This window comes from Caballeronia sp. Sq4a, assembly GCF_023170545.1.
In the GTDB taxonomy this organism is placed as follows: domain Bacteria; phylum Pseudomonadota; class Gammaproteobacteria; order Burkholderiales; family Burkholderiaceae; genus Caballeronia.
This window is the reverse complement of sequence record NZ_CP084251.1, coordinates 948,400-960,361: the sequence shown is the minus strand read 5'-3', so window position 1 is coordinate 960,361 and position 11,962 is coordinate 948,400. Positions and strand designations below refer to the sequence as shown.

The 11,962-nt window shown below is 67.5% G+C and carries 10 protein-coding genes; 3 read left to right on the top strand and 7 right to left on the bottom strand.

Annotated features, from left to right (window positions below):
* Positions 1–66: 66 nt before the first annotated feature.
* The 6 genes from LDZ24_RS18365 to LDZ24_RS18340 form a co-directional block, all read right to left on the bottom strand.
* Positions 67–561, bottom strand: coding sequence for a hypothetical protein (locus LDZ24_RS18365; protein WP_248322639.1), 495 nt, complete (start codon positions 559–561; stop codon positions 67–69).
* Between the two features lie 117 nt (positions 562–678).
* On the bottom strand, positions 679–2,196 hold the full coding sequence (locus LDZ24_RS18360; RefSeq protein ID WP_248322638.1) for a UdgX family uracil-DNA binding protein: 1,518 nt from the start codon (positions 2,194–2,196) through the stop codon (positions 679–681).
* Positions 2,197–2,323: 127 nt separating this feature from the next.
* Positions 2,324–2,911 carry an NTP transferase domain-containing protein gene (locus tag LDZ24_RS18355; protein WP_248322637.1) on the bottom strand — a complete coding sequence of 196 codons (588 nt, stop codon included), beginning with the start codon at positions 2,909–2,911 and terminating at the stop codon, positions 2,324–2,326.
* Positions 2,912–3,010: 99 nt separating this feature from the next.
* A complete protein-coding gene (locus tag LDZ24_RS18350) occupies positions 3,011–5,230 on the bottom strand; it encodes a xanthine dehydrogenase family protein molybdopterin-binding subunit (RefSeq protein WP_248322636.1) in 2,220 nt (739 codons plus the stop codon).
* A complete protein-coding gene (locus LDZ24_RS18345; RefSeq protein ID WP_248322635.1) occupies positions 5,227–6,228 on the bottom strand; it encodes a xanthine dehydrogenase family protein subunit M in 1,002 nt (333 codons plus the stop codon). The genes LDZ24_RS18350 and LDZ24_RS18345 overlap by 4 nt, the downstream gene beginning before the upstream one ends.
* A gap of 9 nt (positions 6,229–6,237) precedes the next feature.
* Positions 6,238–6,942 carry a 2Fe-2S iron-sulfur cluster-binding protein gene (locus LDZ24_RS18340; RefSeq protein ID WP_248322634.1) on the bottom strand — a complete coding sequence of 235 codons (705 nt, stop codon included), beginning with the start codon at positions 6,940–6,942 and terminating at the stop codon, positions 6,238–6,240.
* A 404-nt stretch (positions 6,943–7,346) separates the two neighbouring features.
* On the opposite strand from LDZ24_RS18340, the gene LDZ24_RS18335 reads away from it, so the two are divergent.
* Positions 7,347–9,128 carry a tetratricopeptide repeat protein gene (locus LDZ24_RS18335; RefSeq protein WP_248322633.1) on the top strand — a complete coding sequence of 594 codons (1,782 nt, stop codon included), beginning with the start codon at positions 7,347–7,349 and terminating at the stop codon, positions 9,126–9,128.
* Here the strand turns inward: LDZ24_RS18335 and LDZ24_RS18330 are convergent.
* Positions 9,109–10,440, bottom strand: coding sequence for a GNAT family N-acetyltransferase (locus tag LDZ24_RS18330; protein ID WP_248322632.1), 1,332 nt, complete (start codon positions 10,438–10,440; stop codon positions 9,109–9,111). The two genes, LDZ24_RS18335 and LDZ24_RS18330, sit on opposite strands and share 20 nt — an antisense overlap.
* A 112-nt stretch (positions 10,441–10,552) precedes the next feature.
* Here LDZ24_RS18330 and LDZ24_RS18325 point away from each other — a divergent pair, with 112 nt between their 5' ends.
* Together LDZ24_RS18325 and LDZ24_RS18320 are read left to right on the top strand one after the other, a co-directional pair.
* The gene (locus LDZ24_RS18325; protein WP_248322631.1) at positions 10,553–10,951 is read left to right on the top strand and encodes a GFA family protein; all 399 of its coding nucleotides are present in this window, start codon (positions 10,553–10,555) and stop codon (positions 10,949–10,951) included.
* 40 nt (positions 10,952–10,991) lie between these two features.
* Positions 10,992–11,894 carry a DUF72 domain-containing protein gene (locus tag LDZ24_RS18320; RefSeq protein ID WP_248322630.1) on the top strand — a complete coding sequence of 301 codons (903 nt, stop codon included), beginning with the start codon at positions 10,992–10,994 and terminating at the stop codon, positions 11,892–11,894.
* The last annotated feature ends 68 nt before the right edge of the window (positions 11,895–11,962 follow it).

Genomic DNA, 11,962 nt, shown 5'->3' with positions numbered 1-11,962 from the left:
AAGTAAAACCGCCACTTCGCGTCGAGCGAGAGCGGCGGTTTTCGTTGCCGGAGGATGCCAGAAGGCTCAGGTCTCGGTAGGACCGTCCTCGGCGGGCAAGGTTTGCGGCGTGAAGGCGTCGGCGCGGCGGCGGATGCCGTCGATTTCGCCGGTCACGAAGGTGCGGTTGTCGGCGGCGAGCGCCTGCTGATACGACGCGCCTTCCGGCACGCGATGCAGGAGCGCGCGCAATTCGCCCTGCGTCGTCTGCTCGACGGGCTCGTAATCGTAGAGGCCCAGCATGAGTTCGGCGCGCTGGTGCAGCAGGAACAGGCACGACGCGAACGCTGCGACGCCCAGCACTTCCTGCACGCCGAAGCGGATTTCGCGCGGCAGCGGCGAGAACGGCAGCCACGCGACGAGCGCCGCGCCGACGACCGCCAGCGCGATGGTCGCGTTGAGCAGCCAGCCGGCGCGGGCGACGATCCGCTCGCGTTCGGTGTGCAACTGCCTCGCCGACTTCGGCACGAGCGCGGTCACGGAAAGTTGCTGCTGCAAGGCGTCGAGCGGGAGAGCGGCCATGAAAGTGTCTTGAAGAAAGCGCCCAAGCGGCGCGACACCGGTATAACGCTTTGCTTACACGGCCGTTGACGATGCTTTCGTCTTGTTGCGCTCTGTTTCCGGTTGTTGCAATTGACGTCAGCGCGTCGGGTCCGTCGGGTCCTTTATCGGCGTGCGCACGGTGGCGGTGCCGTCGGCGATTTGCTGCGCGAACACGAGCGCTTCGACAATGGTTCCGAACACTTCCGCGCGGATTTTGTCGTCGGTCAGGCGCAGCAGATACGACGGATGATAGGTCGGCACGACAATGCGCCCCTTGTGCTCGATCGTCTTGCCGAGATACTCGGAAAGCGCCGTGCGATGCCCGGTCAGCGCCTTGAGCGCCGTGGCCCCGAGCGCGACGACCACCTTCGGCCCGATGCGCGTCAGTTCTTCGTCGAGCCAGTGGCGGCAGGCTTCGCGCTCGCGCTGCGACGGCGTGACGTGCAGCCGCTCGTTGTTCTGCCCGTGCGCGTCCCACTTGAAATGCTTCACCGCGTTGGTCAGATAAAGCGACTCGCGTTCGAGTTGCGCCTCGCGGATGGCCTCGTCGAGCAGTTTCCCCGCCGGACCGACGAACGGCTTGCCCTCGCGGTCTTCGTGATCGCCCGGCTGCTCGCCGACCAGCATGACGCGCGCGCCCGCCGGACCCGCCCCCGGCACGGCCTGCGTCGCGTTGCGCCAGAGCGAGCAGCGTTTGCACGCGTCAAGCGAGGGCGGCTCCTTCAGCGACGTGCCGTTGAGCGGCTCCAGATCCGTATTCAGCGCGACTTCCATGTCCGCCGGCACGTTGCACGGATGGCGGTCGCGCCGCGTGTAAGGATCGGCGCGGGCGATCAGCGCGGGATCGGCGCGCTTGTTCTCCGAGTTCTTCCAGTAGCGCACCGGCATGTGCGACGCCATTTCGGCGGCATTTTCCTGCGCCGGCGTGAAGGTGCTCTCGTAATACGCGAGCCACAATGCCTCGATGGCGTCGCCGCTCACGGCCTCGCCGCTCATGGCGTCCGGGCCCACGCCAAAGTCCATGGGCTTTTCCTCCGGCTCGCTCGTGCGGTCCACGCGCAGCAGGGCGCCGTCCCAGAACGCCGCGCCGTGCGGCGTGGCGATCATCCACGTGGCGCTGCCCATGCGCGTGGCGAAATACATGGCGGCGTGCTCCAGCAGGTCGTGCACCGGCTCGCACCAGCTGATGAACTCCGGCGGCCCGAGCGACGAATCCCGGTGCCTGAAGCGCAGCGTCTTGCGCATTCTGGTTTCTTCCGCCTCCACGATTTCGATCATTCGAAGGAGCCGCTGCCCGTCTTCGTCTTCCGGCGATGCCACCGCGCGATCGCCCTGCGTCCAGCGCCACAGCACCTTGTACAGAAACGGCCAGCGGTCCGGCGCGCGGTAACACGCCGCCGTTTCCAGCATGGCGAGAAATTCGCGGGCGATTTTCACGGGCTTCGGCGCATTCGGATTCGCCGGGCCGCACGCCGCACCGACGGTGCCGAACACGGTGGCCGATGCGCTCGACTCCCGCCACAGCACGTCTTCCGGCGGCACGCCCTCCATGACGAGCGAGCGCGCGACGGTGCGCCATGCAGCGAACGACGGATCAAGAGTGACGCTTTTCATCGGAAACCGGAACCAGAAAAAGCCGAAAAGTACTGTATATCCATACAGTAATTCTAGCGATGGCTCCGGCCGGTAGGCAACCTTTTTAAGATGGTCGTGCCCTTTTGACGCCGCGGGCCGCGTGGAGTCAGCCTTGCGGCAAATCGCCCGGCTGATCGACGTCGCGCAACACGTTCGGGTCGTCGACTTCCACCAGAAGCGGCGCCGCTGTCGCAAAAATGGCGCGCGCTCCGGCGTCGCCGTCGAGCGCGGCGAGCGTCGCGCGGTGGGCCAGCCCGAAGCCGACCGGATGCCCGCGCTGCCCGCGATACGTCGGCGCGACGAGCGCCGCGCCCGCATCCAGCGGCCGCGCGACGGCTTCGATCGTCGCGGGCTCGATCCACGGCATGTCGCCGAGCGCGACGATCCATCCTTCCGCTTCTGACGTCGCGCGCACCGCGGCGGCGAGCGTCGCGCCCATGCCGCGCGCCGCGTCCGCGCTGAAGATCACGTCGCAGCCGGCTTCGTTCAGCACGTCCGCGAGCTTCTCGGCGCCCGGCCGCACGACCGCGATGACTTCGGACGCAACGGAAAGCAGCCGCCGCGCGGACTGGAACACGACCGGCGCGCCGCCGGGCAGTGTCGCGAGGAGCTTGTTGTGCAGGCCGGAAGGATCGAAGCGGGTGCCGAGGCCCGCCGCCAGCAGGATGCCGGTCGCAGTGGACGAGTAGGTCATCGCGCGGCTCGAAGGACAAGGAAAGCCGATTGTGCAGTGCGACGAGAGGCGGGGCAAGCGCGAAGATATGCCGCGCCTGAACCCCGCCGTGATGCGCCGTCAGGCGGTGCGCGGCATCACTTTGTCGAGCGTGATCGGCAGATCCCGCACGCGCACGCCCGTCGCGTGATACACCGCATTGCCGATCGCCCCGGCCACGCCCGTGATGCCGATCTCGCCGATTCCCCGCACGCCCAGCGGATTGATGAACGGGTCCGGCTTGCCGACGAACGCGATGTCGATCTGCCCGATATCCGCGTTCACCGGCACGTGGTACTCCGCGAGATTGGCGTTGGTGTAGCGGCCATAGCGCGGGTCGAGATCGCTCTTTTCCATCAGCGCCGAGCCGACGCCCCACACGATGCCGCCCATCAACTGGCTATGCGCGGTCTTTTCGTTGAGGAGATTGCCGACGTCGTACACGCCGACGATGCGCGGCACGCGAATCGTGCCCAGTTCCGCATCGACGTGCACTTCCGCGAACACCGCGCCGAACGAGTGGAACGCGTACTCCTTCTTCTCGTCGCCGGGCTTCGTCGTCGCGATGGCTTCGATCGGCTTGCCGCCGTTGCGCGCGATCACGGCCGCCGCCGGATCGCGCTTGTCCGGGTTCGAGCGGCTCACGACCCAGCCGTTGGCCACGGTCACGTCCTCGCGCGACAGTCCCGCGACGGGCGAGCCGCGGTCGGCGATCGCCATCGCGATGAGCTGATCGCGCGCCTGTCTGGAGGCCGCCTGCACCGCCGGCGACACGCTCGCGACCGACTGCGAGCCGCCCGAGCCGGGCGCCTTCGGCAGCGACGAATCGCCGAGCGCGAAGTTGACGTAGGCGGGCGGAAAGCCGAGCGCGTCCGCCGCCACTTGCGTCATCACGGTGTACGTGCCGGTGCCGAGATCCTGCGTGCCGGCGGCGACCATCGCGGTGCCGTCGGGCAGAATGCGCGCGATCGCGGACGATTCGCTGCGATTGGCCGGATACGTCGCCGTCGCCACGCCCCAGCCGATGAGCGTGTTGTCTTCGCGCATCGACCTCGGCGCGGCGCGGCGCTTCGACCAGCCGAACTTCTGCGCGCCTTCCTGATAGCACTCCATCAGCGCCTTGCTGGACCACGGCTTCTTTTCCTGCGGCTCCATGTTCGCGTAGTTCTTGATGCGCAGCGCGAGCGGATCCATCGCGAGCTGATACGCCATTTCGTCCATCGCCGTTTCCAGCGCGAACGACCCGCTCATTTCGCCCGGCGCGCGCATGAAGGTCGGCGTGCCGACATCCAGCCTCACGAGCTTGTGCGACGTGGAAAGATTCGGCACCGCGTACAACATGCGCGTGACGATGGCCGAGCTTTCGGTCCAGTCCTCGAACGTCGATGTCGTCGACACGACGTCGTGGCGCATGCCGGTCATCGTGCCGTCCTCGCGCGCGCTGACCGCGATGCGCTGCTCGGTGAACGGCCGGTTGCCGACCATGCCGAACATCTGCGTGCGATCGAGCACGAGCTTGACCGGCCGCCCCGTCTGCTTCGCGGCCATCGCGGCCAGCACGACATGCGACCACACCGAGCCCTTGCAGCCGAAGCCGCCGCCGACGAACGGGCAGATCACGCGCACGTCGTCCTCCGGAATGCCGAAGAACTTCGCCACCGAGCTGCGCGCGCCGGAGACGCCTTGCGTGGTGTCGTAGAGCGTGAGCTTCGGGCCGTCCCAGCGCGCGAGCGTCGCGTGCGGCTCCATCGGATTGTGATGCTCGATAGGCGTCGTGTAGACCGTGTTCAGCCGCGTCGGGCCCTGGCGCAGGCCGGCGTCCACGTCGCCGCGCTGCGTCGTGATCGCGCGGCCCATCATCTTTTGCGGCTGATACGCCGTGGGCCTCGCGCGGTCGAAATCGGCGTTCGGCGTGGCGGCGTCATAGCGAATATCGACGAAACGCGCCGCGCCCTGCGCATGTTCGAGCGTATCCGCGACGACGACGGCCACCGGCTCGTTGCTGTAACGCACCTCGTTGGTTTGCAGAAGCGACAGGCCGCGAATCGCGGGCGGCTGCGCGTCGGGCTTGCCGCTGTGCGGCAGCCGCATCGCGTTGCGGTACGTCATCACGAAGAGCACGCCGGGCATGGACTGCGCGCGGCTCGCGTCGATCGACGCAATGCGGCCTTTCGCCACCGTGCTCGTGATGAGCACCGCGTGCGCGAGCTTGGCCTCGCTGTTGTCGCCGCAATAACGCGCCTGACCCGTGACCTTCAGCACGCCGTCCGTGCGATCCATCGGTTGACCGATGACACTCATGCGACACCTCCTGCGACGTTTCCTGCTTGTTGAACGGCGCGTACGATCGCCCGTTGCGCGAGCGCCACCTTGAATGCGTTGTCGCGTCGCGGTTGCGCGCCCTGTACGGCGAGCGCCGCGGCGCTTTGCAGCGTGGCGTCGTCGAGCGTCTTGCCGACGAGCGCCGCCTCGGTCGCGCTCGCGCGCCACGGCTTGTGCGCCACGCCGCCGAGCGCGATGCGCGCGGTCCTGACCGTGTTGCCATCCATCTGCAACGCGGCCGCGACTGAAACGAGCGCGAACGCGTAGCTCGCGCGGTCGCGGATCTTCAGATACTTCGAATGGTCGGCGAAGAGCGGCGGCGGCAGATCGACGGCGGTGATCAGCTCGCCCGGTTTCAGCGTCGTATCGAGGTCGGGCCGGTCGCCCGGCAGCCGATGAAACTCCGCGAACGGAATGACGCGCTCGCCGTTCGGGCCGGTCACGCGCACGACGGCATCGAGCGCGGCGAGCGCCACGCTCATGTCCGACGGATTCGTCGCAATGCACTGATTGCTCGCACCGAGAATCGCGTGAATGCGCGTGTTGCCGTCGAGCGCGGCGCATCCGGTGCCCGGCGCGCGCTTGTTGCACTGGGGAAAGCCGGTGTCGTAGAAGTAATAGCAGCGCGTGCGCTGCATCAGATTGCCGCCGACGGTCGCCATGTTGCGCAGTTGCGCCGAGGCGCCCGCGAGCAGCGCCTGCGACAGCAGCGGATATCGCTCGCGCACCCACGTGTGATTGGCGGCGTCGCTGTTGCGCACGAGCGCGCCGATGCGCAGGCCGCCGTCCGGCAACGGCGTCACGCCGCCGAGGCCGTCGATATGCGTGATATCGACGAGCCGCGCGGGGCGCGCGACGCCGTTTTTCATGAGATCGAGCAGGTTCGTGCCGCCGCCGATGAACACCGTGCCCGGCTGGCCGCCCGCCTGCACCGCCGAGCCGATGTCGGCGGCGCGCTGATAGGAGATCGCGTCCATGTCGTCTCCTTAACCGCGCGTCGAAGCGACGGTTTTCACCGCCGCGACGATGTTCGGATACGCGCCGCAGCGGCAGATGTTGCCGCTCATGCGCTCGCGGATTTCGTCGTCCGAGAGTTGCGGCGGGCGAAAGCGCACGTCGGCGGTCGCGGCGCTTGCGTCGCCGTTGCGGTATTCGTCGATGAGCGCCGTCGCCGAGCACAGCTGACCCGGCGTGCAGTAGCCGCACTGGAAGGCGTCCTTTTCGATGAACGCCTGTTGCAGCGGGCTCAGGCTGTCGGCGGCGGGCGCGAGGCCCTCGACGGTCGTCACGCTTTCGCCCTCGTGCATGACGGCGAGCGTGAGACACGAGTTGATCCGCCTGCCGCCGACGATGACCGTGCACGCGCCGCACTGGCCGCGATCGCAGCCTTTCTTCGTGCCCGTGAGGCCCGCGTATTCACGCAACGCATCGAGCAGCGTGGTGCGCGCTTCGACCTGCAATTCGTACGGATGGCCGTTGATGGTCAGCTTGACCGGCAGGACCGGCGCTGCGGATGGCGGCATCGGCGTGGTTGCCTGCGCGTCCGCTTGCTGCGAGCCGGCTTGCTGCGCGTGCGCAAGCGGCGTCGCGGTCACGGCCGCTGCCGCCGCGGCCGATTGAAGAAAACGCCTGCGCGACGGCTTTTGCGCCGCGTCGTCGACGGGAGGTGAAGCTTTATTGACTGGAGACATGGCGAAAGAAGGCTCCTCGCTCGTTCGGAAGGGCGTCGTCCGGCTCGGGTCTTCGTGGGCTGATCGCTCGCGGCCGACGCGACTTTCGGCCGATGAGCGCCGGTGCCCGGGTCCGCGCGGCGCAAGGTGTCTGCGAGCCGATGCGCAGTCGACTGTAAGGCGACCGAACGTTCGGCAATTCGCGACCGCATGTCCATGCAAGTCGGGTGCCATGGCCTGTCGCGCGGGCGTTCCGTCGTGGATTGGTCCGAGCGCCGCGCGTAAATCCTGCATCGGCGAGTAAATCCGCGTTCGCCCGGCGCTTGCCATCGTTTCGGTATTTGTCAGGGACGAGGCCGCACTTTGTGACGTTTTCCCGGCTGCGCAGGTCGCACAATCGCGTGAAGTCCGCTCCGAATTCGTCCATGACAGCCGACGCCGATCGCTACCACGCCGCCTTTTCCCACTATTCGAACGCCCGCTTCGACGACGCGCTCGCGCTGCTCGCGCCGATGCTCGCGCGCCGTCCCGCGACGAGCGAAGTCCTGAATCTCGCGGCGATGTGCGCGTTTCGCGCCGATCGTCACGAGCTGGCCGATGCTTATTGGCAACGCGCGATGGAAGAGCATCCGAACGACGCGGGTTCGTACAGCAACTTCGCGAGCGCGCTGACGGCCCGCGGCCGTCTGAGCGACGCGCGAACGCTTTATCGCCGCGCGGTCGAACTGCGGCCGGATTTCGTCGAGGCGCATTACAACCTCGCGAACGTGTCGCAGAGGCTCGGCTATAACGACGAGGCCGAAGCGTCCTTCCGAGAGGCGCTGCGCCTGAAACCGGATTTCGCGGAAGCGCATCTGAACCTGGCGGCGCTGCTCGCGCACGCGCGCCGCCTGCCCGAAGCGGAGGCGGCGTACCGGCAGGCGCTGGCCGCGCGGCCCGGCTACGCGGAAGCGCACAACAATCTCGGCAATCTGCTGAAAGACGCCGGCCGGTTCGATGAAGCCGTCGCGCACCTTCGGCAGGCCGTCGCCGCTCGCCCGGACTGGGCGGACGCGCATTTCAATCTCGGCAACGCGCACCATGCGCAAGGGTCGCTCGGCGATGCCCGCAGCGCCTACCGGCATGCCGTCACGCTGCGTCCGGATTTCGCCGCCGCGCTGAACAATCTCGGCGGCGTGCTGGACGCGCTCGGCTGCCTGAAGGACGCCGAATCGGCCGATGCGCGGCTCAATCTCGCGACGACGCTCCTGCGCGCGGGAGACTTCGCGGAAGGATGGACATGCTTCGAAGCCCGCTACGACGCGCGTCTCTCGCAGCGTTCGGTTCACCCGCCGGACGTTCCGTATCCGCAATGGCGCGGCGAACCGCTGGCGGGCAAGTCGCTGCTCGTGGTCACGGAGCAGGGCTTCGGCGACAGCATCCAGTTCATTCGCTATCTGCCGATGCTGAAGGCGCAAGGCGCGGCGAAGCTGACGGTGGTCTGCCCGCCGACGCTCGCCACGCTGCTCGAATCCGCCGATGGCGTCGCGCGATGCGTCACGCCCGATGCGCTCGCCGCGCTGCCGCCGCACGACTACTGGTGCTTTCTGATGAGCTTGCCCGCGCGCGCCGGCACGACGCTGGACACGATTCCCCGCGCGACGCCGTATCTGCACGCGAGCGCATCGCGCATCGAGTATTGGGAGCGCCGCTTGCCGGAGACGCCGAAGGTGGGCATCGCATGGTCGGGCGAGCCGCGCCCGTGGATGCCGGACTCGTTCGGCGCGTTCAGCCGCCGCTGGCTCGACGCGCGTCTGTGCGAGCCGCTTTTCGCCACGCCCGGCGTGACGTTCGTGAGCCTGCAAAAAGGGGCGACGGCGCGCGCCCAGCTTGCCGCGCTGCCCGGCCGGCTGCTCCCGCTCGATCTGATGAACGATGTCGCCGATTTCGCCGATACGGCCGCGATCATCGCGTCACTGGACCTCGTGATTTCGGTGGATACGGCGGTCGCGCATCTGGCCGGCGCGCTCGGCAAGCCGGTGTGGATACTGCTCAACGCGAACGCCTGCTGGCGCTGGCTGGAGGGCCGCGACGACTCGCCGTGGTATCCAACCGCGCGGCTTTTCCGCCAGCGCGCGCCGGGTCAGTGGATCGAGGTGATCGAGCGCGTCGTCGATGCGCTGACCCAGTGGCGGCGCTCGAAAGACGTCACGCCTCGCTCTCCATGATCCGGTCGATCCACCGCGCGTTTTCGCCCGCCGATCCGATGCCCGCGTGCTTCGCCATCGGCACGAAGAAATGCGTGGCGATCGGCAGCTTCGACGTTTGGAGCCAGTTCGTCAGATGCGCTTCTAGCCGCCGCGCGGGCGCGCGCAGTTCTTCACGCAGCACCGGCGGCAGCTTCTCGAAGTGGCGCATGTCCGTCTGATATGGCTCGGGCGCGACGCACAGCGCGTTCGGGCGGCCCTCGACATCGGCGGGAAGGCGCTCTAGCGCCTGATGCAACAGCGCGACGCCGAGCCCTTCGCCGCGCCACGGCTTACGCACTTCCCACTTGCTGATGTAGATCACGCGGTGCGTGCTGTAGATTTCGCAGAGCCGCTCGTGCCCGAGCGCTTCCGTCGATGCCAGCGCGAGCGAGAGCATTTCGCCCGAATAGGTGTCGAGCGTGTAGACGAGATCGGCGCTCTTCGTGAGCGGCGGCACCTTCACGAGCTTCAGTTCGACCGCCGCCGCGACGATATCGCTGCCCGCTTCGTGGAAGACGGCAAACGCGGTGCCGAGCCGCTCGTCGTCGACTTGCGGATACTCGTGGCGGTAGGTCATCGTGAAAAGCAGCGGGCCGATCTTCTCGCGATACGCGAGCGGCCGGTCCACGTCGTAGTCGTCCGTGCCTTGCAGGCCGTATGGATCGTAGTCGCGCTTTTCGCGGCGCTCGCCGCTTTCCACCGACGACGCGAGCGCGGCGAGCGGCCGGCGCGATTCCGGCACGAGGTCTTCCGGCAGCCCTTCCCACGACAGACGTAGGAACTCGCGTCCGCCACGGTAATGCGCCTCGAACAGCGACGCGACCGGCTGGCTCGCGACCGGATCGAGAATGCGCTGGGCGCATTCGAGCGCGCGGTCGAGCAACTGATCGGCTTCGGCGGGATCGGGCGCGAGCGGCGGTTCGTCGGCTTGCGGCGTGGCGGGCAAGCCTTGCGCGACGCGCGCCTTGTGCGCCAGTTCGAGCCACTCGTCGGCAGCGCGCTCGGCGATGAAGCCCGCCGCGATCCGGTAACCCGTCAGCACGACCGACTGGCCGGTATCGCCGAGCGGGAACACGTACTCGTCCGACATCGCTTCGTCCACGGTGACGGAGACGAACGTCTCGCGCGGCAGCGGCGCGTTGGCCGCCGGGTCGAAACGGGCGTGGGACAGGACATGCGCGGCGAGGTCGGACGCGGCGGGACCGAATTCCGAACCCGGCCCGGGAAGCAGCTTCAGAAGAGGTAAGGCGATGGGGTTGCCGATGGTGCCGATGGTGCCCGAGGTGCTCATGAGTGCCGTCTCCGATCGTGAACGGCTATCGTAACAAACCGTGCCACTTCACGAGAGCGGGCGCAGGACGTGCTTCTCGCTCGACACTTCGACCCGGTGGTGGAGAAACGCCATGAACAGCGAGATTCACGAAGGCGGTTGCGCGTGCGGCGCGTTTCGCTTTCGCGCGAACGGCACGCCGCGGCGCGTCGCGCTGTGTCACTGCATGACCTGCCGGCGCGTGCACGGCTCGGCATTCGGCGCGTACGCGATCTTTCCTCGCGATCAAGTGGAAATGAGCGGCGCGCTCAAAACGTGGGAAAGCTCGGAAGACGGGCGGCGGCATTTTTGTCCGGCGTGCGGATCGGTGGCGTATATGGAATTCGTGAGCCGCCCGGAAGTGGATCTGCCGCTCGGCGCTTTCGATGAAACCGGCCTCTTCGAGCCGACCTACGAGCTTTGGTGCGTGCACCGCGAGCCGTGGCTGCCGACGGGCGCGCGCCCGGAATATGCCGAGGAACGGACGGCATGATCGCGCACCGCCGCTGCTTGCGTCCCGAAAGGTGAGCGCCATGCCGGGACGCGAGGGACATATTCGCATCGGCATCTCGGGCTGGCGTTATGCCGGCTGGCGCGGCGTGTTCTACCCGAAGAAGCTCGCGCAGGCGCGCGAACTCGAATTCGCGTCGCGCGCGGTGCAGACGGTCGAGATCAACGGATCGCATTATTCGCTGCAAAGTCTCTCCAGCTGGCGCGCCTGGCATGAAGCCACGCCGGACGGCTTCGTTTTTAGCGTGAAAGGGCCGCGCTATCTGACCCACATGCTGCGCTTTCGCGATGAAACGGCGATTCCCGCCATTGCCAATTTCTTCGCTTCGGGCGTGCTCGCGCTCGACGAGAAGCTCGGGCCTTTCCTGTGGCAGTTTCCGCCGAACTTCAGTTTCAAGCCCGAATCGTTCGAACGGTTTCTCGAACTCTTGCCGAAGGACACGCAGGCCGCCGCCGCACTCGCCCAGCAGCACGACACGCGCGTGAAAGAGCCGTGGTTCGAGGCGCGGCGCAAGCGGGCGCTGCGCCATGCCATCGAGATCCGCCATCCGAGCTTCTGCACCGATGCCTTCGTGCGGCTCCTGCGCAAGCACGGCGCGGCGCTCGTCGTATCGGACTCGGTGGCGGACTGGCCGTATGCCGAAGACCTCACGTCCGACTTCATGTATCTGCGGCTGCACGGCACCGAAACGCTGTACGGCGGCGCCTATTCCGACGAAGCCCTCGACGGCTGGACGCGGCGCATCGAGCGATGGGCGGCGGGCGGGCAGGTCGAGGACGCGCGGCTCATTTCGACGGCGGCGGCGCGCCGCCGCGCATCGCGCGACGTGTACTGCTACTTCGACAACGACCAGAAAGTGCAGGCGCCTTTCGATGCCCGCCGCCTGATGGAACGTCTCGGCGTGAAGCCGGAAAGCGGCGGCTGAAACGCGTCGCGAACGCCGGCCGCATCGAGCTATTTCGTGTCCGAATCGAACGGGACACGGATTGTCCC